20 protein-coding genes are annotated in these 25002 nt (G+C 62.5%); 10 read left to right on the forward strand and 10 right to left on the reverse strand.

Annotated elements, in window-relative coordinates; all coding sequences use genetic code 11:
* Window positions 1–20: 20 nt before the first annotated feature.
* Window positions 21–1982, reverse strand: a complete 1962-nt coding sequence (locus NS1_RS36250; RefSeq protein ID WP_062991924.1) for a UvrD-helicase domain-containing protein — start codon at window positions 1980–1982, stop codon at window positions 21–23.
* Window positions 1983–2362: 380 nt separating this feature from the next.
* Between NS1_RS36250 and NS1_RS36255 the strand changes: the two genes are divergently transcribed.
* Both NS1_RS36255 and NS1_RS36260 read left to right on the forward strand, forming a co-directional pair.
* Window positions 2363–2671, forward strand: coding sequence for a hypothetical protein (locus tag NS1_RS36255; RefSeq protein WP_062991926.1), 309 nt, complete (start codon window positions 2363–2365; stop codon window positions 2669–2671).
* A 102-nt stretch (window positions 2672–2773) separates the two neighbouring features.
* Window positions 2774–4147 carry a hypothetical protein gene (locus NS1_RS36260; protein WP_157125592.1) on the forward strand — a complete coding sequence of 458 codons (1374 nt, stop codon included), beginning with the start codon at window positions 2774–2776 and terminating at the stop codon, window positions 4145–4147.
* A gap of 25 nt (window positions 4148–4172) precedes the next feature.
* Here the strand turns inward: NS1_RS36260 and NS1_RS36265 are convergent, their stop codons facing one another.
* From NS1_RS36265 to NS1_RS36305, 9 genes are all read right to left on the reverse strand, one after another.
* Window positions 4173–4421 (reverse strand): MoaD/ThiS family protein, encoded by a 249-nt coding sequence (locus NS1_RS36265; protein ID WP_255284823.1) that lies wholly within the window; start codon window positions 4419–4421, stop codon window positions 4173–4175.
* Window positions 4422–4449: 28 nt separating this feature from the next.
* The gene (locus tag NS1_RS36270) at window positions 4450–5547 is read right to left on the reverse strand and encodes a WD40/YVTN/BNR-like repeat-containing protein (RefSeq protein WP_062991932.1); all 1098 of its coding nucleotides are present in this window, start codon (window positions 5545–5547) and stop codon (window positions 4450–4452) included.
* A gap of 776 nt (window positions 5548–6323) precedes the next feature.
* Entirely contained in the window at window positions 6324–8072 is a 1749-nt protein-coding gene (locus NS1_RS36275; protein ID WP_062991934.1) for a hypothetical protein, read from the reverse strand.
* Window positions 8073–8117: 45 nt separating this feature from the next.
* Entirely contained in the window at window positions 8118–8414 is a 297-nt protein-coding gene (locus tag NS1_RS36280; RefSeq protein ID WP_062991936.1) for a WXG100 family type VII secretion target, read from the reverse strand.
* Window positions 8414–8752 (reverse strand): WXG100 family type VII secretion target, encoded by a 339-nt coding sequence (locus tag NS1_RS36285; protein ID WP_062991938.1) that lies wholly within the window; start codon window positions 8750–8752, stop codon window positions 8414–8416. Before NS1_RS36285 ends, NS1_RS36280 begins: the two co-directional genes overlap by 1 nt.
* Before the next feature lie 57 nt (window positions 8753–8809).
* Entirely contained in the window at window positions 8810–10732 is a 1923-nt protein-coding gene (locus NS1_RS36290) for a TerD family protein (RefSeq protein WP_062991940.1), read from the reverse strand.
* A 106-nt stretch (window positions 10733–10838) separates the two neighbouring features.
* Window positions 10839–12110 (reverse strand): hypothetical protein, encoded by a 1272-nt coding sequence (locus tag NS1_RS36295; protein WP_063816368.1) that lies wholly within the window; start codon window positions 12108–12110, stop codon window positions 10839–10841.
* 106 nt (window positions 12111–12216) lie between these two features.
* Window positions 12217–12702: a macro domain-containing protein gene (locus NS1_RS36300; RefSeq protein WP_062991942.1), complete on the reverse strand. Its 486-nt coding sequence runs from the start codon at window positions 12700–12702 to the stop codon at window positions 12217–12219.
* Window positions 12699–13031: a hypothetical protein gene (locus NS1_RS36305; RefSeq protein WP_062991944.1), complete on the reverse strand. Its 333-nt coding sequence runs from the start codon at window positions 13029–13031 to the stop codon at window positions 12699–12701. The genes NS1_RS36300 and NS1_RS36305 overlap by 4 nt, the downstream gene beginning before the upstream one ends.
* A 440-nt stretch (window positions 13032–13471) precedes the next feature.
* On the opposite strand from NS1_RS36305, the gene NS1_RS36310 reads away from it, so the two are divergent.
* From NS1_RS36310 to brxC, 8 genes are all read left to right on the forward strand, one after another.
* Window positions 13472–14743 (forward strand): NsdA family TPR-like regulatory protein, encoded by a 1272-nt coding sequence (locus tag NS1_RS36310; protein ID WP_157125593.1) that lies wholly within the window; start codon window positions 13472–13474, stop codon window positions 14741–14743.
* Window positions 14740–15321, forward strand: coding sequence for a GNAT family N-acetyltransferase (locus NS1_RS36315; RefSeq protein ID WP_255284824.1), 582 nt, complete (start codon window positions 14740–14742; stop codon window positions 15319–15321). The genes NS1_RS36310 and NS1_RS36315 overlap by 4 nt, the downstream gene beginning before the upstream one ends.
* A 149-nt stretch (window positions 15322–15470) precedes the next feature.
* Window positions 15471–17828: an ATP-binding protein gene (locus tag NS1_RS36320; RefSeq protein WP_062991948.1), complete on the forward strand. Its 2358-nt coding sequence runs from the start codon at window positions 15471–15473 to the stop codon at window positions 17826–17828.
* Window positions 17825–18955: an aminotransferase class V-fold PLP-dependent enzyme gene (locus tag NS1_RS36325; protein WP_062991950.1), complete on the forward strand. Its 1131-nt coding sequence runs from the start codon at window positions 17825–17827 to the stop codon at window positions 18953–18955. Before NS1_RS36320 ends, NS1_RS36325 begins: the two co-directional genes overlap by 4 nt.
* Entirely contained in the window at window positions 18952–19875 is a 924-nt protein-coding gene (locus NS1_RS36330) for an aminoglycoside phosphotransferase family protein (protein WP_062991952.1), read from the forward strand. The genes NS1_RS36325 and NS1_RS36330 overlap by 4 nt, the downstream gene beginning before the upstream one ends.
* Before the next feature lie 361 nt (window positions 19876–20236).
* Window positions 20237–20869: a DUF1819 family protein gene (locus NS1_RS36335; RefSeq protein WP_255284825.1), complete on the forward strand. Its 633-nt coding sequence runs from the start codon at window positions 20237–20239 to the stop codon at window positions 20867–20869.
* 2 nt (window positions 20870–20871) lie between these two features.
* A complete protein-coding gene (locus tag NS1_RS36340; RefSeq protein WP_062991954.1) occupies window positions 20872–21480 on the forward strand; it encodes a DUF1788 domain-containing protein in 609 nt (202 codons plus the stop codon).
* Complete coding sequence (brxC, locus tag NS1_RS36345) at window positions 21477–24998, forward strand: BREX system P-loop protein BrxC (protein WP_062991956.1); 3522 nt, start codon at window positions 21477–21479, stop codon at window positions 24996–24998. Before NS1_RS36340 ends, brxC begins: the two co-directional genes overlap by 4 nt.
* The last annotated feature ends 4 nt before the right edge of the window (window positions 24999–25002 follow it).

The raw sequence follows: 25002 nt of genomic DNA on the forward strand, positions 1-25002 counted from the left end.
CCCAGTCCTGATCCTTTAATTCAGTCCGACAGATAGGCGACCCAGAGATAGTCACGGGCGCGGCTGGTGGCGACGAGCAACTGTCTGGCGAGCATCTCGGCCCGATCCCTGGCACCACCGGACAACGCACCGATATCGGCCGGCGGTTCCGCAGTGATGTGGAAGACCGCGGTGAAATCCATCCCCTTCGCACGGCGCACCGTACCGACCTTGACCTGCCCGACCTGCGAGCCGTCGTCGTCCTCCAACGCGATGGCGTCGAAGCCTGCCCGGTGCAGCACCCGTAAGTACCGATAGACCTCGCTCGGCCAGTTTACGATCACGGCGATCTCAGAACCCGGCTGTAGGTGTGCATCGCGGAGCGCGAGGGGGAGCATGCGGTCGATATCGCGGCGGGAGACGTGCGCATCGTCCGCGCGACCGTCCGACAACGTGGGATCGCTGTCTCGGAGGATGACGCCGGCACCGCCATCGAGATCGTCTACGGCGTTGCCCGCGTCGATGCGCTGTGAATACCGCAGCACCGCTTCACGATTGCGGTAGTTCGTTCGGAGCACCCGACCACGGCCGCCGGCAAGAGGAATCCCCGCTTCGGACAGGGTGCAGCCGCCGGCATAGACCTGCTGCTGTCCGTCACCGACCAGGAGTAGTTGGGCGTCGGAATCGCCGCCCGCTATCTGGTGCACCAGCTGCAACTGCGTGAGAGTGAAGTCCTGCACTTCGTCGACGACCACCATGGCGTATGCCTCGGTAGTGTCGAGCGGCCGTGCTCGGAGTTCGTCGACGGCCAGCGAGATGACGTCGTTGAAGTCGTGGACATGCCGCGCATCCAGGACTTCCTGGTAAGGCAAATATAGGTTCTCCCAGACGAATTGACGACGGGAGGACCGCAGACTGATACCTTCACGACCGACCCGCTGCACGCCCTTGTATGTCGTCAGGTCGGTGATCCTGCGGCCCTTGACCACCCTGTCGATCTCGTCTTTCCAGTAGCCGCGATCGGTACCCTCGACCCGGTCCAACACCCCACCGGCGCCCTGCCAAGCCTTGCTGAACGCGTGCTTGATCGCGTCGTTGTCGAGTTCGAACTCGACCTTGCGACGGCGCAGGAACGCGGTCGCCCATGCGTGTAGTCCCTTGAATTGGACGCGATCGACAGCGTGTGGCGCCAACTGGGCGAAGCTTCGCTCGTGGTAGGCGGGCAGGCTCTTGACGAACGTCGTGAAGAGCAGTCGCCCTGGATTGCGCTTGGCGAAGTACGCCATGCGGTGCAGCGCGACGACCGACTTGCCGGTGCCGGCCGGACCGCTTAAACGGGCAGGGCCGGTAAAGGTGGTGTGAACCAGCGTGAGCTGCTCGGGGTCGAGGAACGTCATCCAATCGCTGAATGGCTTGGCAAGCGCGGCCGTCCTCGCGTCAGCGTGTAGGTCCTCCTGGTCGAATAGCCCGCCGGCATCGACGTTTTCCGCTGTTGGCGCGTCGTCGGCGCAGAGGTGTCTGTGCGTGCTGAGCTTTTCCGCAGCGGTCGCTGCCAGCTCACTGACCCGCTCTGCACGCATCCGTTTCTCACGACGCAGCAGGGTGCCGACGAAGCTGGTCTCATCGACAACAAGGTAGCGGCCATCTGCCACGGGCCGTGAACCGTGGGGCATGAGCAGCATGATGTCGAGGGAGTGCGGCACGAACTGGGCGCCGCCGACTACCACCTTGGCGAACGTCCGCTCGGCCTCGCTGCGGATTTTCATCACGTCGGCAGAGCTGGGCAGTGTCTCGGTGAAGACAAGTGCGAAAACACCGGTGCGCCCCAGCGCGAACGCCGCGATCCGGTCGGGTGTGGGTGAACCGCGGTCCACGAGCACATGCCAGCCGGGATTGGTGAGTAGGGCTGCTAGGAAACGACGCTGGCCAGGCGTCAACTGTCGCTGCTCGGCGAGTGTGCGCTCCGCCCACCGTGCTACCCGCTCGCGATGAATATTCGGCATCGATCCCCCTCCGGATACCTCAGCTCCGTACAGCGGGTGGAGCTGTAATGCGTTGAGTATCAACATAGTTGACATCGGACGAGACGGTATGCGGATCGGATGGACGGGCTCCGAGTGGTCCGACCTCGGCACGTACACCTCCGGTCAGCCTCGACCTGACCGTGGTCATGTGGTCGGCGCATTTCCATTGCCCGAAATAGTCGCGTTGCAGTTCGTTCCGCTGGTCCAGGACGTAAGCACTCCGATGGACGCGCCGAGTTTCGTCACCCCGGCACCGGCAAAGCTCACGCTTCCTCTCGGGACCGCTCCGGCACCCGCCACCGTGACGACTCGGCCGCCGGCCGCCGCTCCACCGACTTTCCGCCACCACCCCGGAATTCGTGCCCGAAAGCACTACCGCCGCGGTGACTACCACCAAGTCCGCATCCAAGAAGGCGACTGCCGCCGTCGGAGTCCCCTGCACCCCGCCCGGTGACAACTACGCCACCGCCGATGACGGCAGCACGTTCAAATGCACCAAGGCGGGCGGGCCGAGCGCGAAATGGGTGCAATCAGCGCCGCTGCTCGGCACGCGCACCCCTGGTACTCCCTGTGAAGTGGGCTCGGGAGTAGCGACGTCGCCCGACGGTGAGGAGATGTTCTGCCTCGGCCAAGGGCCGGATAGCAATGTGTGGACTGTTCTGAATTGACGCGTGACCCGAATGCTCGGGGCAACGATATTGCTGGATTTCCGAGTCACGCCCGCTGCCATAGCGTTTCACCCGCACGGCTTTCGACCGTAGGAGTGATGGATGGTGGCAGGGATGTTGGCTCAGCGGGAGCCCATCGTCGACGTCGAACTGGAAGTCGTGGAGCGGTGGCATTCGGTTGTCCGGGTGCTCTTCCGGTTCGGGTTCGTTGTTCTCGGTATCGGGATGGCCGGGGTGTGGTTGCTGCATGCGTTGCTGCGAACTATTGGTGTGCCGCAGAAGACGGTGAGCGAGGTCGCCAAATGGACGGCGTTGCATCCACTCACCGACTGGGCCGGAACCCAAATCTTCGATGTGAGTATCGATTACACGGTCACCGGCAGCGGTGACACCGCCGCGAAATGGGTGGCTGTCTTCACCCTGCTCCTGATCGCTGTACCGGTCACCGCTGCCTGGTCGGTCCTCGACCGGCGCCGCCCGAACTACGTGCGACTGTACGAGTGGTTCCGGCTGCTGCTGCGTATTTCCCTGGTCAGCGCTCTTTTGCTGTACGGGATGATCAAAGTGCTGCCGTCCCAGATGTCGTTCAACCTCGAGCGACTGGTCGAACCGTTCGGCCATATGAGCCCGATGGCGGTGCTGTGGGCGCAGTCGTCGCTATCGGAGCCGTTTGAGATGGCATTGGGTGCGGCGGAGGTCGCCGCGGCGCTGCTGCTGATCCTGCCGGTGACCGCGGGGCTCGGGTCTGTGCTCGCCGTGATCGTGGCTCTTCAGGTGCTGCTGATGAATCTCGCCTTCGATGTGCCGGTGAAGCTGTTCGCCCTTCAATTGTTCCTGTACGCAACGGTATTGGCCGCACCCGACATCGTTCGCATCGTTCGCGCCCTGTTCGGCCGGGCCGTAGGAGCTCGACCGCAGGCACCTTTGCTTTCAACGCCACGCGGTGGCCGGATCCTTCTGGCAGCCCAGGTACTGATGGGGGTGTGGCTACTCGGCGCGACGACCGTCGAGGCATACGACGGCTGGCACACCTACGGCAACGCACGTCCCAAATCGCCGCTTTACGGCATCTGGAACGTCACCGTGTACTCGGTTGGCGGCGAGGACGTGCCCGCCTTGGTCGACTTCCGCGAATCGCGGTCCAACGGCGGAATGCCGAGCGCCGCCGAGCGATTTCGCCGCATCATCTTCGACATCCCCCAGGGCATAACCATGCAGCGGCTCGACGATTCACTTGTCTCGTTCCCTGCCCGGATCGACACCGACCAGCACACCATCACGCTGTCGAAAGACACGACACACCAATGGAAGCTCGCGACCTTCAGTTACGTTCAGCCACAATCGGATCAGCTGATCTTGGAGGGCTCGCTCGGCGGCCGACCGGTCCGAATGCAACTGGACCAGGTCGACCTCGCGCAGTACCCGGCTGTCTCGCGAGGGTTCCATTGGGTGCAGGCCACGCCCTATTTCCGGTAAGCATTGTGCTCCAACAGAATACGGATCATCCACCGGCGACCGAAGGAATGATCATCACCTCGGTGCCCGCACCGACAGCCGTGTCCTGGCCGTCGAGCAGACGGCATTCGTCACCGTCGACATAGAAGTTCACGTACCGACGCAACGCCCCGCGCTCGTCGCGGAGTCGGCGTTCCAACCCGGGCGACCGTTCGCGCAGCGCATCGAGAACCTGCTTCAGGGTCGCACCGTCGACGTCCAATTCCTTGGCGCCGTCGACGTATGTCCGGAGCATCGAGGGCAGACAGACACGAGCCATCGCGCTAACCGATGACCGCGGCGCGCACGCACAGCACGTCCGGCAGCTTGTCGGCCACGAGCTGCCAATGGTCGCCTTCGTCTGCGCTGCAATACACTTCGCCGTTGCGGGTGCCGAAATAGATGCCGGTCGGGTCGGCGTCGTCGGCACACATGGCATCGCGCATGACCGCGGCCCAGAACGGAACCTTCGGGAGCCCATCGTTCTGCTGCGACCATGTCTCGCCGCCGTCCTCGCTGCGATACACCGCGCAGGTGGCATCGGGTGGGAAGCGGAAGCGCTCCATATCCGCGACCAGGGGGAAGGTGTAGATCACCCCCGGCTTACGCGGATGCGCGACGATCGGGAAGCCGAAATTGGACGGCGGCAACCCACCGTCGATCGATTGCCAGCTCACGCCTGCATCGGTACTTCTGAACACGCCACCATGGTTCTGCAGATACATGGTGCTCGGCGATTCGGCATCGAGGGCGACTTTGTGCACGCACTGCCCCCATTCCGGCAATTCGCCAGGCATGAAATCCGCGGTGACGCCTTTGTTCGTCGGCGTCCACGATTCGCCGCCGTCGGATGTCTGATAGACCCCACCGGTGGACATGGCCACCGCCATCCGCTGCGTATCGACCGGATGTGGCAGCACGGTGTGCAAAGCCAGCCCGCCACCGCCCGGCTCCCACTGCGGCCGATGCGGATGGTCCCACAATCCCCTGACCAGCTCGAACGTCCGGCCGCGATCAGTCGACCGGAACAACGCCGACGGTTCGACGCCCGCGTACACCACGTCGGGCTCGGCATCGGTGGCAGGCGCAATCTGCCAAACGCCGCCCAACGCAGCCCCGGTGTCCTCGGGAAACGCCAGCGGCGCGTCATCCGGCTCGCTCCACGTCTCCCCGAGATCATCACTGACCACCAACGTGGGCCCGAAATGACTGTTTAACACCCCGGCGAGCACCCGCGGCGTGTCCTGTCGAGTATCAATCGCCAACGCCTTCACATCAGCCACCGGGAACTGCGGCGGCGACACCGTCCAACTGGCCCGCCCGTCCCGACTACGAGCCAAAAACAGACCCTTACGCGTTCCGATTCCGAGCAGTACGTCCATCGCGAACCTCCGGTTGGTCACCCGCAACGCCGATATGCGTGACACTACGCCGCCACACCGACAACACCCGAGGGTTCATGGGGCACTCGTTGAACCGCGTTCCCCGTCGATGTGGTTCCCTGCTGCTGCCGCCGCGGCGCGGGGTTTCCAGTTTCGGATCGACCCACATCTTGGTGGCGGATCTCTCGGCCGTGGTGATGTTAACCGGGGCTATACGGCTGGCCGAATTTCTTGACATTACCCACAGTTGTAGATCGAAACGATGATGAGGACCAAGTCCCCACTCCGCACGGATTCCAGCTGGTCTGGTGACAGTATCTCCCGGGAATGTTTCTGCCTTCCCCATGGCGGGGCTGTGTTGCGAGGATTCCGGTCTACGGTGACCGATACTCCACACCGGCCAGTCTGCTCGCCTCTCGCGACGATGGTGTAATCGTTCGGAAGCTGCCTCGGTATTGAAACGTAGGGAGGATCGAGGTTGTGCAACGGAAAGCCAGGGATGCTGATCAAGGCTGCCGCATTCGAAGGCGCAGGGGGGGAGCCCAGAAGCCATGCCTCTGCGCCAGGCGGATTATCTCCGCTCGACACATCGATAACATCTACCCGCACAAATCCGGTCGCGGTCGTGCCTTCCGCGACGAGGCGTGCCTCGCTCGTGGTGTAGCGCCACTCGTCCCACCGCTTGTAGCCGTAGATGCTCAGCCCAAGCACAACTGTCAATATAACAATTCCAGCGAACCAACGGCGCCGAACGTCACGCTCTAACGGCTGGATTCTCAATAGTATGCCCCTGATCCCCGCAATATGTTGTCTGCGGCCTTGAACACTTCGAGTGTGCTCTGGCCGTGCTCGGTTTCGCCATCACTGAATACTCCGCGGCCCACGGCGACATCTGCTGTGCGTTTTTCCATACCGCCAGCGTTGTATCCTGAACCGAGAAATTGGTTCAGTGGTGTATTTGCGCGGACCTCATTAGTTGCATTCTCCATCGCCGAGTCCTGCAACATTCGGAGGTTATAGGCGGCGGACTTGATTCCTAGCTCGTCACTTGTTGTCAAGTCTGCCCATTCCTGCCCTTCGAACTGTGCTGGATATTTTTCCTTTACTTCGTTGAACGGGCCGGGTTTTTGGTTTGTCAGGCCGATCGAGTTTCCGGCATCGTTCTTGTCGATACCCAATGGTGTTGCCCACCGTCGTGCTTTATCCCAGGCATATCCGCCGAGAATGCCTTTGTCCGAGTCCGGATGATAGTTCTCCGGCTTGCCCTGGGTCGCGGCGTGGAAGTCGTTCCCGTTGGCGTAGCCGGATCGCAGTGGCGCCCCTTCTTGCAGGGCCATGGCCAGGACCATGCGCGGGTCGACGCCGGCTTCGTGCCCGTACTGGACCGACCAGATTGCCCAGGCTTTCATCTGCGGTCCCCAGGCATCCAGTGCGCTGGGGTCGCCGACAGTCAGCGTCGGCGCCGGGGTAGTCCACGTGGACAGGTTCGTGAGGTCGTCGACGATGGCCGTGTTGTCGTGCTCGTTGCCGGACTCGACGATCATCGCCAGTGCTTGGATCGCCTGGAGATCACGCAGACCAGTGATTGCGTCACAACTGGGAAGTCCGCGGTTGGATCCGACTACCGACAGTTGGTTGTAGAGATCGGTGCTGCTCAACGCGGTGGACAGAGCGCTGCGAGCGATTCCGATGTCAGGCTCGATCAGGTCTGCACCGACAGTGATCGCTATCGAGGTGGTGCCGATCGCTGTGGCAACCTGGGCGTCGGGATGAGCCGGGAATGCTGTGGCGGCAGCAACTGTGGCGAGCTTCTGGCGGGCGGCGAGGAGATTGGTGTGGTGTGTGCGGGTTGCCTCGGCCAGTGCCGTAGTGGCAGTGGAAATCTGCTGTGCAGCACTGCGCAAGGCAACCAGGCCCATTTGAAGATCAGCGACTTCATCGGCCTGTACGACGCCAAACGAGTCGTGCACCGCCTGTAGGGTTGCCGCCGCGCTGCTCAGTTCCTGGCTGTTCGAGAAAATTTCCCACCCCGAGGCCGCGGTATCGAGAGCATCAGCGCGCGCGTTGGGTGCCCCGCTCCATTCAGAGGCACTGATTCCGGTGGAGTTGATCACGACGCCAGGCCCGTTATCGCCTGTTGCGCATGGAATCTCAGCAAACCCCGTGCCTGCGATGGATGACTGCGGCGCTCGGGCTGGATGGCTAGGCGCAGCACCCTTGTTCGGGTTCGAATCCGCGTTGTACTCGGCAGTGTCCCAGTTGTAGCCTGCGGCATCGATGATGTCGCTGTAGTGACGCAGAGCGTCGGCGTAGGTCTGAACGAAGGTACGAATCTCGCTGGCGTGCAGCAGATATGCCGTCGCCCACGGCACAGCGGCCAGGTAGTTGCCCGCCATGCCGGTCGTGGTGGGCAGCGCCGGTGCGAGATCGCGGGTGACTGCAGTGCCGATTTCGGCCGACAACGTACTGAGCTTCTGTGCGGCGGCGTAGTAGATGTCGGACCTGATGGCGAGTCCGGGTGCCATCAGTCTTGCCCTGGCGATAGCCGTATCGCGGACGGCGGTGCGGCGTCAGGACCCACGGAACATCCTCGAGTTGGCAGACTGTGCGGTCCCGTAGTGACCGTGTGCGGCTTTGGCCGCATCACTCATCGTTCGGATGCCGTCCGCGAAATCGCGTGCTCCGGCTACCCACTGTTGATGCGCAGCCTGGTACGCCTCTGCGGCGACAGATTCCCATCCGGTGCCAAGCAGACCGGCGACCTTGTCGTCGATGTCGTCGAGGTGATCGCCGACGAAGCCGGCTAACCCGACAAGCCTGGTGACCAGGTTGTCCAGCTGGTCGAGATCGACCGTGAATTCGGCCATTACAGCCCCGGTAGGTCGAGTGAGACCGGAGTGAAGGCTGCCGCATTGCTCTCGTCGCGGCGCGCGTAGGTGTCGGCGGTGACGCCGAGCTTCTCTGCCATGCCGGTCAACGCGGTCAAGATCTCGATGCCACCGGTCCGGCACTCAGCCCAGCCGGCCGCGAAGGTGACGGCCGCGTCGCCTGTCCAGCTGCCCTCCGCCACATCGTCAACCTCGCGCGCGGCCGAGTCCAATGCCTGCCGCAGCGTATCGGCAAGGCCATAGACGAAGTTTCCGACCTCACGAACTTGATCCGGCACCACTGACAGTGCGCGGCCATCTCCCCCAGAGCTGGTCATAGTGTCCGACTTTAGCCGCTGATCTCCGCGGAAACTATCGGTGGCGGTGTGGATGGATCAGCCGATCGATGTCCACTCGGACACGACTTGGATGTGCTTTCCGTGCTGGGCGATCTCTGGCCAACTCGTGTAGCTACTGAAGGGCAATCGGTCCGCGATAGATTCGGTCACCGTCGTGTACCAGGTGCTGTTCTCGCTTCCCCTTGAGGCGATATTGATCGCCGCCAGATAGTGGCCGCCCGCGGTAAACCGGACGACAGCGAGGGATTGGCGGGTCCGGGCATCGCCGTGGCGGTCCGTCGGAGCGAATCCTGTCGCGATATCGAACTTGCGGAGTCTCGAGCCCAGGTTCGGCCAGGACATCACCTGGTCGATCGGGCCACCGCTGCCCGTGGACGTCGTCTCCCAGCTCGGGCCGCGCCGGACCGCTACATAGTTGTAGCTGCCCCGGCCGAAGCGAATGATCGAGCCGTCCGGTGGTTCGGCTGGCAAGGGATTCGAAACGGGTTGAACAAGCGGAAGTGGTTCGAGCAGCGGCCTTGCCGCCGCGAGGTCATACGCGAGTGGATCAGGCAGTTCGGGGCCGAGTCGAGGGCACGTGACCGGGACTCCGTCCAGTACCTGCGCAGACGCTTCGTTAGCTTTGATGCTGTCGATGCGGATCTTCGCGGCGACAGCCGAACCGGTGATGTCTCCCCAGCAAGCGGTGACGAGGCCACGTCGCTCGAGATGTTGGATGAGTGGCGCGAAGCGCTGGCTCATCTGCGGAGTGAGCTGGCCGATCCGCTGATCGTCGATTCGCAGCTCCACGTGCGGTTTCGCTTTTCCGGACTCCGGCACGTTCTCGTGAAGGGTGACGATCAAGACGCCGTGCCCGCTCGCAGGTACCACCTTCCGGAGCACATCGAAGTGCTCCTGTTCCTTGGTCACCTGCACGATGGCCGAACGCGGAAGGATTGTGTAGAGGACGGTCGGCGGGTCGTTCAAGGGGATCGCGTCACACGCGTCGCCGAGACCGAGCTGCACCGACGCTCTGGGCTCGACCCCGTCCCACCCGTCGTATTCGTAGTAGTCGATACGGCCGGAGGTCGTCGGAACGAATCCCGAGGCGATGATGCGTCTGATGGGACCTGCCCAGCCTGCAGCACTTTCGTCATCGAGGTATCCGATAGTTCGACGGTCCGCGCGCACAGAAATGGCCCACTGGCCGCGCGGTCCGAATGGCTCGGGAATCAGTTCGAACTCGGGGGTCAGCTCGATTCGTTCCTCGGGCAGAGGGTTTGGAAGGAGGCTTCGAATCGCCGGCAGATGCTCTTCGGTGACGTCGAGCTCGTGGTCGCGCCAGTTTCGCGGCTGACTCCAGAGCCGATACGGCGACCCTGTTTCGTGTTCGGGAGCGCGCCCGGCTTGAACCCTCGCCGCCGCAGGCTCGACGGGGGAGTCGGCAGCATCATCTACCTCGACGCCGAAATCTGTTGCCAGACCGGCGAGTCCGGAATCCCAGCCTTGGCCCACCGCCCGAAGCTTCCATACACCGGCGCGGCGGTAGACCTCACCGAAAACGAACGCCGTCTCCGTGGTCGCGTCTGCGGTGACGTATTCGGCCAGCGGACGCCCGGCATCGTCGACGACTTCGAAGGTGAGATCTCCGAGCGCGCCGAAGTTCCCGGTCGCAATGCTGCCCGCGAGCGCGACCGTATGGACATGGTCGGGAACGGTGGACAAGTCGATCACGATCCGGGCTCGCGTGCTCCCTCGCACTCCGTCGGTGCCCTCGAACCGCACTGAACCATCCGCGGACCGCGGCTGGTTGTAGAAGATGAAGTCGGAGTCGGATCCGACCTTTCCGTCGGCCCCCAGCAGCAGTGCAGAAACATCCACGTCTGCCGCAGGGTCGGCCCAACCGATGACGGCAGCGACGCGGGTCGTGTCCGCGGGGATCGGAAGGTTTTGTCCGCGCAACAACTTCGGTGCCTCCACGGCTTCACGTGCCTTTCGGTTCAGCGGAATGTCTCGACGGATCTGCCATGGTCTCGCGTCGGGCCCCGAGCTTGTTACGCGCCAATCGTCCGAGGCCACACTGCCGCTACTTACTCCACGGTGAGGCGGTGTTGTCCGTATCCGGTTCGGCTTCTTTGCGGCGGTGGGCCGCGACGCGTTGGGCGCTGCGGCCGAGGATGTCCAAGCCGGTCGCGCCAGCGTCGAGTCCGCGCGAGCCCAGCACCTTGGCCGAGTCGCCGAAGGACTTGACGCGAGTTCCGAGTTCGGCGAGCGCATCTCGCACGGTCGGGTCCTCATGATCGTGCCAACCGAGGACTTCTGCTCGACGTGCGGTCGCGAAACTGTCGAGGTCGCACCGCAGTTGCACGACGTCGCGCTTGAGTTGCGTCGTCGACAACCATCGCAGGAGCTCGAGGGGTTTGATCGCCGCGTAGCTCGCGAGCTCGGCACGAGCTTTGAGCAACAGCTCGCTGTCGGAGTCGAGCTGTTCGGCGAGTATTCGGCGGGCAGTCGCGATCACCAGCTCGAGGTTGGCGAACTCGGTTTCGCGGACTCGTTCGATGCGCAGGCGCTGCCACTGATACATCGAATCTTGTGCGAGCACGAGCAACTCGAGGGTTTCACCCAGGCGATTGTCGCTCACTGCCCGTGTCAGGTATTTGGCGCGATCTTGCACGGGTTTCGTGCGGTCGAAACCGTCGATGGTTCTGTTGATGTGGGCGCGCAGGCGCTCGACGACTGTCTCGATTGTCGGTCCCAAGTGTGCGACCGAGTCCCAGTCGACCGCGGGCAGCGTGCCGGTTTCATCGAGCGTGTGCACGATCCGCGTCAACGATCGGTGATGTCCGATGACGTCACCGATCGTGGTTGCCTTGGCCAGGTTCAACACCTGATCAACGGTGCCTTCGACACGCTCGATGGCCGCAGTTGTCTCAGCTATCGCGGTCTGAAGAGCGATCGTCGCGACGGCCATTTGCAGCGAGAGCGCTTTGGTCCCTGCCAGTTGTGCTGGCTGCCACTGCATTTGGCCGCGAAAACGCCCAGCGACGTCGGTCACTGTCATCCGGTTGAAGCCCGATTCCCCAGGGATCACTTTGAACTTGCGCAACAACTCGACATCGGCCGGCCGGATCCGGACGAAGGTTCCGTGCTGAGCGCCGATCGCAGCCAGCCCGGTGGCCAGGGCAGCCGCGCCGGTGACGGTTTGCGCGTCCACGCCGGCCACTTCGACCATCTCCACCGCGTTGAAGCGCAGCTTGCGTAAGTACGTGGCAACAGCGTCGGCGTCGCCAGCGACAAGTAGCCCCTCCGGTTCAACGGAAACGCTGAGAGCGGTCTCGCTATCGGGCTGATCCACCGTTGATCCTCTGCTCGGCTGGCACTGTGTGGCCAGGCTACTTGCAGATTGTCGAGATCGTCGGCGGTCCAATACTCTTGGTGAGATTCAGACATCGCCTCGTGGGTTACCTCAAGAGCCCGAGCGGTCGAAACAAATACCAACCGGTTCGTGATGCCTGAATCTCAGGCCAGACAACGGCTCCAGCGTCTGACGGATCAGCGGCTCCACGCCCACCCAGTCGAGGCCACCATGCCCGCAGCCGAGCGCCGGGATGGCCAGTGACCGGGATCTCGTTCCGCTCGATGGTCTCGGCAAGGGACGGTAGGCCCGCGGCTACGTCGGCCAGGCGGCTGGGGGAGCGCCAGTGCCGTTTCGTCGGGAAGTTGATGATGAACCGCGGACCGCTCGTGGCGCCGGTTGCCCACATGTGCATCGCACCGATTTGAACTTCGCCGGCCCGTGCGGCTCGGGCGTACTCCCGAAACATCTCCGGGTAGGTCTGCTTGAACTGCAACGCGATCCCCTTGCCCATCACACCGACGGTGTTTACGGCGTTGACAAGCGCTTCGACGTCGGCGTTGAGTAGGTCGCCGGATTGCTCACGGATCATGTGATCACCGTAGGGATGCTGCAAACGAAATAAGCTCTTGCGTAGGTGTTCTCGTCATCGACGGTGATCACGTCGCACGTTCGGATAATGATGCTGGGCAGTTCAGTGCCGAGGTGCGCGAGGTGGGGAGTGAAGATGGCTTCGGCGGCGGTCCGGTGGGCGGTGGTGATCAATCGGGTGATCGGGTCTGGGGTCCGTGGGGTGAACACGATGGTTTTCGCGAGGTCGTAGCCGTATCGCTTTGCGAGGGAGCGGATTCGGATCTCGTCCCAGTTCTGGGCTGTTCCGGAGATGTCGGATCGTAGGTATCCGATGGCGATGGGTTTCATCCGGCGAGTGCCGATCGGGGTACGTCGAGCATGGCTTGGCCGGCGGGGGTGTTGGTGTAGGCGTGGCCGCAAGGCGATAGTTCCCAGGCTTGACGGTGTGCGACGTGGCGGAGTAGGCCGTTGAGGTGGAGGGTGCGGAGTGCGCGTCTGGTTCGGCGGATGGATATGGCTGTGTTGGTAGCGATTTGGTGGTCGGTGAGTTGACCGCCAGGCCGTAGGATGCGCAGGACGAGTGCTTGGTCAAAAGTGGACATCGTTGTCTCCCGAATTTGCGTCTTCCTCTCGCGTCGGCCCGCGTAACCTGGGAATACGACGTTGGCAGAGGGTGGATGAGAACGTCTTCCAGCGTGACGGGGACGGCGGGTTCCGAACAGCGCCGAACCTCATACGAAGGTGATACGAGTCCGACCCACAGATGACGGCGAAGACAAGGGGTGACGATGATCGTCGGCAAGTGGACAGCGGTGCACGTGCGGGCGTTGCGGGTGGACGCGCTGAGAGAAAGCCAACCGACCTTCGCCGCGCGATTGGGCTATGAGGTTGTCACCGTTCGAAAGTGGGAGTGCCGGGCAACCGAGGCGAAGCCGGTTCGCGGTGCGTCGGCGGCCGCGCTCGACACGCAACTCGCTCGACTCACCGCTGATCAGCTCCATCGAATGCAGCTGGCGCTCGTAACGAACACGGAGAGCGAGGATGACGTGAACCGCAGGCAGTTCGGCATCGCGGCCACCGTGAGTGCGGTCTCGCTGGCAGGACCGGCGGTCGGGACCAATCCGGCGGACATACAGCCGCGTCGTATCGGGCTGGACGAAGTGAGGACGTGGATCGAGTACACGGAGGAACTCGAGCAACGCGATCAACGCGAAGGCGGGGACCGGTTGGTGCGTGCAGCGAGTTCCGCGCTGATGCGGGCTCGTCGTGAGTTCGATGGCGCCGACTGCGATCCGGCAACGGGCGCCGCGGCCGCCAGCGCGGTGGGCAATCTGGCCGTGATCACCGGGTGGCTCGCTCATGACGCCGAACAGCATGATCTTGCCCGAGCGTCGTATCGCACGGCTCTCGAGATGTCGATGCACTCGGGAGATGACGAACTGGCCGTTCACGCCCTACTCAATGCCGCGAACCAGGAAATCCTCTTGTCCCGGCAGGCCGTAGGCAATTCACATCTGGCGCTTCAGAACGTGAGCCGGGCGGATCGGCTGGCCGAGCGCTGGAAGCCTGGTCGCGTACACGCGCTGATCGCGATCCGGCGGGCACAGGCGTGGGCTCGCATCGGGAACTCCGACGGATTCCGGACCGCGATGAGCGCGGCGCACAAAGCGATGGACAAGGCCATGGATTCCGAACTCCTCGGCCACTGCCCGAGCTGGCTGCGCTTTGTCGACCCATCGGAGATGGCGGGGCACGAGGCTCGGGGGCACGGCGACCTCGGTGACTACCACACCGCCCTCACCCACTATGAGCGGGCGTTGCAGGGACAGAGCATCCGCAACGAGGCGAACACGCGCGCATGGTATGCGGCAACCCTTGCCTCAGCGGGGGATACGCGCGGAGCTCTCGCCGAGGGAAAATCAGTGCTGGCGACTCTCGACGTGATCGGATCGACTCGTACTCTGCGCGCGATGGCGCCGATTCGAGCACTTCACGCGGCCACGGCCGCTGGCTTCGCTGACCGCTACGACCACCTCGATCGGAAGGTCTCGATAGCGTGAACGGCTTGCGGTTCACGCACTACACGGCTGCTGCCGCGCGCGAAGGTCACGACGTCGTGGAGGATGTCTTTCGCCGGTCTTACCGTGATGCCATCGAATCGGGACACGCCTTTGATTCACCGGAAGCGTTCATGCAGCGCTTCGATGCGTACACCGACCCCGCACGGGGAAGCGGCTTCGAACTCGTCGTTGCCTACCTGGACGATGTTGCGGTCGGCCAGAGTTGGGGATGGCCGCTGACGCCCAAAACAGCCTGGTGGGTAGGTCTCCGACTGAATGACTCCGCCTCAGACATGGCTGAATTCATCGAGGAAAGTGGTGCGAGGACTTTCGCGCTGAGCGAGATCATGGTCGACCAGGCTTATGCAGGACGAGGCATCGCCCGCGAGCTTCACGATGAGCTGCTCAAGGGTCGAAGTGAAGTCCGCGCGACGCTACTGGTCGAGCCTGACAACGACAGGGCCTACAGCGCGTATCGCCGTTGGGGATGGGCTCGTGTCGGGAATCTGACCCCCTCGTGGCCCGATGCGCCGACCTTCGATGTACTGATGAAGCACCTCGAGGAGGCGTCCTCGTAGCTGCTGGACGTTCGCCCAATCCTATGGCACCACAACAGCTCTCGATCAGACGGCCTATCCATCTATGATGCGTGCAAAGCCATGTGCGTAGCACAAGGACCATAAGCGAGGGGAACGCTTTGCCGGGGACAGCCGCACCAGCCCCGCTGGTGGATAGAATCGATGAACTGGCGCTGTTGTTGAGGGCCGTCGATCAGTCGGTCGAGCAGAAGAAGGCGAGCATTATCGTCCTGCGAGGCGAGGCGGGGGTCGGAAAGACGAGCCTGCTGACGACGTTCGCTCACGAGGCTGCCGTCCGGCACAGCGCTGCGCACCTGTTGACCGGCTATGGCCAGGCGATGCTGAATTCGCTCGCCTCGGATTCGTTCCAGGCTGTGCGCGAGTGCCTGCGCTCGATGGCAGCTTCTGCGCAACGATCGAGTTCGCCGTCCCGCTGGCATCGAATCACCCAATCTTTCAAAGAAAACGCACCCGACTGGATCGAATCTGTGCCGGTCGTTGGCCAGGTGCTCGCAGCTGGCGTCCGAACCGGACAGTCCTACGCAGCGAGTGGCGGTGAACGGACGGAGATGGACAGCCGCCTCGACCAGCTACTCCGCCTCATCGAGGACATCGTCACCGATACTCCGCTCCTGATGGTGCTCGATGATCTGCATTGGGCGGATACCGCGACCATCGACCTTCTGACAACGATCGCGCTGCGGGTGAAGGGCCCACTCGTCCTGGTCCTTGCGTACCGCTCCGATCAATTGAAGTCAGTGGAGCAGACGCATCCGTTGCAACGAACGGTCTTTCGACTGTGCCGATATCTTCCCGATACACCGGTCATCGATCTGCCGCGACTGTCGCCGCAAGACACTGAGGAGCTGGTCCGTCGAACCGTCGCCGGTCCGAGCATCGCGTCACATGCGGTATCGAGGATCGTCCGGTTGAGCGCGGGTAATCCGCTGTTCGCGGAGTCGTTGGCGCGCGTGAACCAACGTAATGGTCATCTCCCTCCACGTCAGATCACGGCTGTCATCGAGGATCGACTGTCCTACTTGTCCTCCGAGGATCAGCGGCTGCTCGAGACGGCGGCACTGATCGGCTACAACTTCGAAGTCGACTACCTCGCCCAACTCACCAGGCTCGACATCGACGATGTCTTCGAGCGACTGCACGTTCTGTTCGACGAGCACGATCTCGTCCGCCCGGCCGATCGACGAAATGAGTACGACCGCTACCGCATTCATCACCCGCTCTTCGCGCAGGTATTGCGGGAACGCGGCGTGGCCAACGGACCACGGTGGCGGCGCCACCACACCAAACTGCTGCAGATCATCGAGGCTGAGCAGGACTGGGACGACGAGTTGTGGGTGCGTGCCGCAGCGGTCGCTGTCGAAGCACGCAACAGCGCGAAGGCCGGGCCGCTCGCGTTGCAAGCCGCGCGACGTCAGTTCGCGCTGGGAGCAGTCTCGAAAGCGCGTGACCTCGCACGGATCGCAGTCGAAAACGCACCGAGCTTCGATGCCTTCGCACTACTGGCCGAATGTCTCGCTGCCGGCGGCGACCACGTCGGGGGAGTGGACGCGTGTGTAGCCGCGCTCGAACTTCCTGATGCTGCGACGGCGGATCCCACCTTGGTGGCACATGTACGACTGCTGTGGGCGCGAACCCTGCGCATGACCTGCCGCTGGACGGAGACGGTGGACGTACTCGACCAGTTGGCCGTCGCCTATCCAGAACCCGGTGGGTTGCTCGCGGAGACGTTGAACCTCTACGCCGAGGTCGCGCTGTGTGGGCCGGTTCAGGACTGCGTGCAGTGCATCGACCTGTGTGACCAGGTCGCGGCGATGTCCGCGGACCCCGAAGTGCAATCCCGAGCTTTTGGTCACCGAGGGCTTGCGCACCTGGCCGCGTTTCAGCCGATGGAGGCTGAACAGTGGCTGCAGAAAGCGATTGATGTCGCGGCTGCGGCCGGACATCCGTATGCCGAGTACGAAGCCGTGCACTGGCTCAGCAAGAAGACGATGGCCTGCTTGGAGCTTGAGCGATCGGCTCAGCTGCTTGCCCAGTTGCGTGAGATGTCGCAGACCTCCGGGGTGGCCAGTGAGAACCCGCCGCACGTCCGTGACCTCAGCCGTGTGCTGGGGTTGCGGGGCGAGTTCCCGAACGCCGCCAACGCTTTCGCGGTTTTCACCGACATCAGCCAGAACTCGGCGGCAGGACGGATTTCGACAACGCTTGCCTGCCAGCTGGCCGAGATCGAGTGGCAGCACGGCCCGGTGGCCGGAGGCGAGTTTCTCGACGAACTTGCGCGTGCGACCGGTGAAGACTTTCTGCTCGTGGAGTCTCGTCAGCTTTTGCGGGGGCTGGTCGAACGACTCCGTGAACGCCCTTTGGTCTGGGATCCGGTTTCGTTCGCTGTCAGCGTGTTGGGCGTGCCCGAGGAGGACGCGCAAGCAGCCGACGCCATTTTCCGGTTCGATGTGCCGAGCTTGGCGCAGCTGAGAGGCGGGTTGCTATGAAAACCGCTGCAGTCGCACAGTTTCCGTTGGGTGCGGACATCATTCAGTTCAACCACGCGTCCTATGGGCTGGGCTCGCTGCGCGTAATCGAAGAAGGGGAACGCCTTCGCCGCGAAATCGAATCGGACCCGACTGTTCATCTCGGCGCTGAGCTCACCGCTCGACTCGAGGTGCAAACAGCCGATGTGGCTCGTGCGCTGGGGATCGATCAGGATCGAATGACGTTGTGCACCAACGCGACATCAGCGGCCGCCGCGATCATTACTTCGGTTCCGCTGTCGTCGAACAGCGTTGTGGTGATCCTCGATGTCGAGTACTCATCAATACGCCGCGCTTGGGAGATAGCCTGTGCGAAGGCGGGCGCCAGCCTCATCTCAGTGTCGGTACCAATGCCTTTCGAGTCGACTACCGACCTCTTGGCCGAACTCGATGCACGAGTACCTGGTCCAGTCGACTACCTACAGGTCAGCGCCATTACCTCGTCGACCGCTATCGAACTGCCGATGTCCGAACTCGGCAACTGGGCAGCACAGCGAGGCGCGCGATTGATCGTCGATGCGGCGCACGGTCCCGGACACATTCCGCTGAAACCCAGGCAGTGGGGTGCATCTGCGGTCTTCGGGACTCTGCACAAGTGGCTTCCGACGCTGCGGCCCGTCGGATTCCTCTGGCTTGCTTCAGACCTCGACACCCTCATCCGTCCCGCGGAAGTCTCGCTGACTTGGGATTCGTCTAGCCTGGTCGAGCGATTCTCCTGGCCGGGCACGTTCGATCCGGTCCCACGTCTCAGCGTGCAGACAGCGATCGGGCAATGGGGCGAATGGGAATCGGATGGACTGATCGACGGCTGCAAGAAGCTCGCAGACATAGCAGACCACGCAATGGCAGACTCCGGGGCGAGGTACACGTCGGCACCGGAATTCCGGCCGCCCCGCATTCGGGCCTTCATTCTCGACGGAGCGAACCCTCTGCAGGTCAAGGATTTGCTGCAGGCTGCGGAGATCCGAGCATGGGTCGGCCAGGGCGCCCAGGGAGAATGCCTGCTGCGGCTAGCAATGCACATCTATAACGATGAGAACGACGTGGACCGTGTCACCCACCGAATCAAGGAGGTGCTGTCTCGATGAACGTCCCGACAATTCCCGAACGGCTCGAAGCGGCGATCATCTTCCTGCGCGGTGAGCAGGACGGCCGCGCCTGGCTCGGTGCGTTGCCCGACCGACTCGGCTACTACGCCGAGCGGTGGGGTCTGGAGTTGGAAAGCATCGCGGAGAACGGTGCGATGTCGTGCTGTGCTTACTGCGTTGAGGTCGAGACCGGTCGAGCGGCGGTGCTGAAGATCCCTGTCGATCTGGAGGCCGGCAACACCGAGATGCGGATGATTGACCGATGGGCGGCTGGCAACGCGGCACCCTCGGTACTGCAACACGACATCGACACCGGGGTCTTCTTGATGACCCGGGTCATCCCCGGCACTGTCGTTTGGCCTGGCAGCGATCCCGGTGAATCGGCCAGTTTCGCAACACTGCTCAGCAGGCTCAATGCTCCCGACCTGCCCGAACCGCCGGTGTTGAAAGACCTTGCCGACGTTGTGCAGATGCGAATAGCTTGGGCAAGAGAGCGATTCGATGATCCGCGGTTCGTCGAGGATGTCGAGAGGGTTGCGATCGATCGGCACCTCGAGGAGGCACAGCGTGTGCTTGAGCGACTGTTGATCACGACTGAACGACGGCACGTGCTTCACGCCGACTTGCAAGCCAAGAACATCCTGCAAGGTCCCGACCTCTGGTACACGATCGACCCGCTCGGTGCGGTCGGTGACGTGAATGCCGAAGCTGCGCTGTGGGTGGCGGTCCAGGACGGGCCCCGCACCATCGTTGAGAGGCTGGGTGATCTGGCGTCTCACCCGCTGCTGACGCCGAGCCGCCTGTATGCGTGGAGCTATGTTTTCGCTGTCGCAGAGTACCGCCCGTATCTTCCAGCTTCGGGCGCCAGGATAGAACAATTCCTATCGGGGGTGGATCACTTCGTTGGTGACAATCTATGAGTCGCCGGGCATCTCCAGGTATCGGTGCCAACACCACTTCGCTGGTCACCTATCCTCCCGGTCGTAGCTCCCGGTTCGGGGAACCCCAGTCCTGCGGCGTCAGCGAACCGTGGTTGCCAGCTGATGACAGCGCCGCCCACCTCGGCGTCAAGAATGACATCGTCGACACCTGGATTGCCGAACGTGGGATGCCTGCGCACTAGGTCGGTCAGCTTTGAAGGTTCAGGCCAGCGAGGTCGACACGTGGGTGCGCCGCGGATGCGCGGCGAACTCGGTTTGACGACTTGCGCGGGGACCGACGACACAAATGTCGGTGGTCTCGGATAGGTTGATCTACTGCTCAAAACAGGAAGGAGGCCCTGTGGTAGTGACTCACCATCCAGGATCACGTTATGCTTTGTCGTTCTCGAGCGGCGGTCTCTTGACCCGCGAGGGGGAGGTGGCCGCCGAGGTATATCTGGCCTGCGGTTCCTGGGATGAGACTCGTACCCAGGTTGTGGAAGGTAACCGGCTGCAAGCTCGCACATTCTCCTCGAATATTCGTGTCACCCGCGAGACCGTTCAACGACTCTCCGTGCTGAGCAACAGTGAGCTTGAACTGCTGACCGACGCGAGTCCCACCGAGCAGCGTCAGCTCATGTGGGTTGCGGCTTGCCGTCGCTACGACATTATCGGCGACTTCGCCGAAGAAGTTCTCCGCGAACGCTTCCTGCTGATGACTCCCACACTCAGCGCCGAGGACCTCAACCGCTTCCTGACCGGCAAGAGCCTGTGGCACCCGGAACTAGACGAACTGAAACCTTCCACCAGGCAGAAGCTCCGCCAGACCCTCTTCCGGATGCTCCACGAGGCGGGACTGCGTACCACGAGCGGGGATATTATCCCTGCGGTGCTCTCCGCGCGTGTCGTAGAGGTGCTCGGCCACCGAACCCCGAGCGACGTCCGGTTCTTTCCGACCACGACGCCGATCAGCCAGTTCAACCACGAGGTGTAGCGATGCGAACCACCCAGCGGGACCTCGTCAGCGACGAGAAGCACGTGTACGACGTGCTGCGCAGTGAACGGTTCCGCAAGATGGAAGGCCTGTCCAAGGAAGTCCCGTTCTTCATCTACCACTTCCCGCCTGCCTGGGGACTTGACGTCGAAGGCATGCGTGACCGTGTGCAGACTAGGCTTCAAAGCGATGATGGTCTCAGCGTCGTGGAAGTCAACCTCTACGACCTTGCCGTGGAGCTGTTGCAGAACCGCGGTGTCTGGGCGCGCGTACTCGACCTCGAGCCAACGATGGACAAGTCGGAGTTCCGTGAGGTGTTGCAGGGCATGCTCGACCCGCACGATCACCTCGCGCCCGCCATTCGTGCGCGGCTCGATGTACAGCCCAGCGACATGGTCTTCCTCACCGGCATCGGTGAGGTATTCCCCTTTATCCGCACCCACACGGTGCTAGAGAACCTGCAAAGCGTCGTGGTCGGGCGCCCGATGCTCGCCTGGTTCCCAGGGGCCTATGAGTTCACTCAGACAGCAGGCCACCAGCTGCGCGTACTGAACCTCGGTGCCAGAGACAGCTACTACCGGGCCAAAGACATTCTGGAGCAAGAAGCATGAGCGTGCGCACGATCAACGAGATCTTCGGCAAGCGGATTGACCGAGCGATCGAGGGTGTCATCAAGGCCGACGATACCTCCCAGCTCGCCACCGAGGTGGAGGAGTATGTCCTTACGAACGAGGCCGCGAAGGGCGTGGAACATGTTCTGGAGGCCTACACCAACTACACGAACGCCAACGGCGTGTGGATCTCCGGCTTCTTCGGCTCCGGTAAGTCGCACCTGTTGAAGATGCTCGCCCACTTGCTCGGTGATATCGACGGCCACGAGTATCCGCGAGCTCAGGTCTCGGAACAGTTCCGGGACAAGGCCGATGACGCGTTCCTGCCTGCCCTGATCGAGAAGGCCGACCGGATCGCGGCCAAGAGTCTGCTGTTCAACATCGACCAGAAGGCCACGCTGATATCGAAGGACCAGAACGACGCCTTGCTCAAGGTTTTCGTGAAGATCTTCGACGAGTCCCGCGGCTATTACGGCAATCAAGGACACATCGCAAGTTTCGAACGCGACTTGGACTCCCGCGGTCAGTACTCCGCGTTCAAGGCCGCCTTCGAGCGCCTCGCAGGGATTCCGTGGTTGCGGGGCCGTGAACAGTCTGCATTGGAAACAGGGAATATCGACAGGGCCTTTGCCGAGGTCAACGGCTCCGAGAGCCCTGGCATCATCCGCCAGTACAGCCAGAACTACAAGGTCTCGATCGAGGACTTCGCCGACGAGGTCGCCGCCTGGCTGGGTCGGCAACCTGAGGGATACCGGCTGAACTTCTTCGTCGACGAGGTCGGCCAGTTCATCGGCACCAACACCCAGCTCATGCTGAACCTCCAGACCATCGCCGAGTCCCTTGCCACGAAATGCAAAGGGCGAGCGTGGATCTTCGTCACCTCGCAGGAGGACATGGAGAAGGTCGGCGGAAACCGCACCAAGCAGCAGGCCAACGACTTCTCCAAGATTCAGGCACGCTTCAAGAACCGGCTCAAACTCACCAGCCAGGATGTCGAGGAGGTTATCCGCAAGCGACTGCTCGCCAAGACCGAGTCCGCCACCGATGAGGTCGCGGCGATCTATGGCGCCGAGCACGCGAACTTCAAGACGCTGTTCGACTTCGTCGAGGGACGTCACTACCCGAACTACCGGGACGAGTCCCACTTCGTGGGCACCTACCCATTCGTGAGCTACCAGTTCCCGCTGTTCCAGTCCGCGATCGAAAGCATCAGCGACCACGACCTCTTCGAAGGCCGTAACAGCTCTGTCGGTGAGCGCTCCATGCTCGGCGTTGTTCAGCAGGTCGCCACCGGTCTGGCCGAAAGACCTCTGGGAACGCTCGCTTCCTTCGACCAGATGTTCGAGGGCATCCGCGCCTCACTGAAGTCCGCGAACCAGCGGGCAATCAACGATGCAGAGCGCAGCTCCTCGCTGCCTCCATTGGCCGTCAAGCTGCTTAAGGCGCTGTTCCTGGTCAAGTATGTGGATACCTTCAAAGCCACCGCCCGCAACCTGACCGTGCTCGTCTACGACCAGTTCGGTAGGGACCTCACCCAGCTGGGCAAGGACGTCAGCGCGGCCCTCAACGCACTGGAGGCGCAGACCTACATCCAGCGCAACGGTGACCTGTATGACTATCTAACCAACGAAGAGCAGAAGATCGAGCAGGAGATCAAGAGCGTCGACATCGACAACTCCGAGGTCTCCGGAAAACTCAATAAGCTGCTCGCTGAGTCCGTGGTCAAGCTGACCAAGACTGCCTACAAGAACGGGCAGAACTTCCCCTTCGGATACAAGCTCGACGGTAGTCCGTACGGCAAGCAGTATGAGCTGTCGCTCCACTTCACCAGCCCCGAAACCGAGTTCAGTCTGGAGCAGATTAAGGCCCACAGCGCCGGGCTTGATGAACTGCGCGTTGTTCTCCCGGCCGAGGCGAACCGCATCCTTGGTGACCTGCGGCTGCTGCTGAAGACAGAAAAGTACGTCAAGCGTGCCCAGGCGTCGAGCCGCACTGCCATCGAGCAGATGATCCTGCAAGCGAAAGGCACCCAGAACGCGGAACGGGAAAAGGAGATTGTCGAACGGCTGCGTAATGCAGTCGGTAACTCGACGCTGATCCACAACGCTGGCGCACTGGACGTCAGCTCGGCTGACGCGCAGGTCCGTATCAACGAAGGGTTCCAGCGGGTCATCGCCGCGACTTATACGAATCTCGGGATGCTCGCCGGCAAGACCTTCGCCGAGCAGAGCCTGAACGGATTTGTGAACCCCGCAGCTGACGTCTTGTTCGAGCAGGCCGCCAGCGTCCTGGACGTTCCTGGCGGAGACGTACTCGGTCACCTGGAGCTGCGCGGGAAGCGCCATGAGCAAGTCACCATGCGACAGCTCGTCGATCGTTACACGGCCAAACCGTTCGGCTGGGACCAGTGGTCGGTCGCTGCAGTCGTCGCCTACCTTGCCGGACAGTCGAAGATCGAGGTCCAACTGAACGGGAAGGTATTGGCCCGTACCGAGATCACTGGTGCACTGCGGAACACGCAGAGCTACTCGGCGATGGTCGTCGCGCCGCAGCGTGTGTTCGATCCCAAGATCGTGAACGCCTTCCGCAAGTTCGTCGTGGCATTCACCGACGACGGGGGGATCGCCAAGGACCCGTTGGATCTTGCGCGGGCCGGCAAAGAGCGCTTGGAAGCCAAACTCGCCGAGCTAAAAACCCTGCGTACAGCTTCACGGTTCGCGTTCATCGATCAGCTGGACGAGCCGATTCAGATTCTCGCCGACCTGACCGAGCACAAGGCGGACTGGTTCATCACCGACTTCCGTGACGCCGATGACCTGCTCGATGCGAAATACGACGTGATCGACCCGATCAAGGCTTTCTTGAACGGCAGCCAGGGCGCCATATTCGAAAACGCTCTGGCCTTCATGCAGAACAACCAGTCCAATATCGGCCACCTGCCCGTCGGCGCCACCGACGTCGTCGCGTTCGCGCTGGAAGACGCCCAAATCTTCCGTGGCAACAAGACCCAGCAGCTCGGTGTCGCGGTGAACGATCTGGAACAGCAGCTGCACAACCTGATCGACGCTGCACGTACCGCCGCTTCCGACGAGATTAACGACTACTGGTGCCAAGTGCCACAAAGTAAGGCTTACGCTGACGCAACCGACACCGCCCAGCAATCGGTGAGGTGTAAAGCGCAGGTGGTGCGCGACCGGGTGCAGCAGGAGACACAGATCCCGGCGATCAGGAATCTCGCAACTCACTTTGCCGACACGATCTACCCGGAGATTATCGACGAGCTGGAAGCCGCCAAGTCCGCGTCGGTTCCGAACACCGAACCGAACCCGCAGCCCGGCAACGACCCAGCCCCGACGCCTGCTTCGGTACCGGTCAAGCAGACCGTGTCGATCAAGAAACTGGCGCTGCCGGGCAATGGTCAGGTCCTCGAAAACGCGGATGACGTCGACGCCTACCTCGACAAACTGCGCGCTACGCTACTCGCCACGATCAACGACAACAAGCGCATCACGCTCTGAGGAA

Source organism: Nocardia salmonicida NBRC 13393, assembly GCF_001613085.1.
In the GTDB taxonomy this organism is placed as follows: Bacteria; Actinomycetota; Actinomycetes; order Mycobacteriales; family Mycobacteriaceae; genus Nocardia; species Nocardia salmonicida.